At 68.5% G+C, this 235-nt stretch carries 1 protein-coding gene; it reads left to right on the top strand.

Going from position 1 to position 235, the window contains the following annotated elements:
• On the top strand, positions 1-235 hold a 235-nt coding region (locus SB753_RS41445), incomplete at both ends, for a DUF4105 domain-containing protein (protein WP_410805739.1).

The following is a 235-nucleotide window of genomic DNA, read 5'->3' as shown; positions in this document are numbered from 1 at the left end:
GCAGGCCGAGGTCGAGGGTTCGCGGGTGACCCTGCGCAACGTGCGCGATTTCCACTGGCGTGCCGACGGCAGCGCGCAGCCGCGCTGGGAAACGCGCAGCTATGACCTGGACCACCTGGTTGGCGCGGACCTGGCGCTGTCGTACTGGATGGGTCCGGCGATCGCCCACACCCTGGTCTCGTTCGAGTTCGACGACGGCCGGCGCGTGGTGTTCTCGCTGGAGATCCGCAAGGAA

The sequence above is a fragment of the Paraburkholderia sp. SIMBA_053 genome, assembly GCF_046534895.1.
Classification (GTDB): domain Bacteria; phylum Pseudomonadota; class Gammaproteobacteria; order Burkholderiales; family Burkholderiaceae; genus Paraburkholderia; species Paraburkholderia caledonica.
This window is presented reverse-complemented; position numbering and strand designations above follow the sequence as displayed.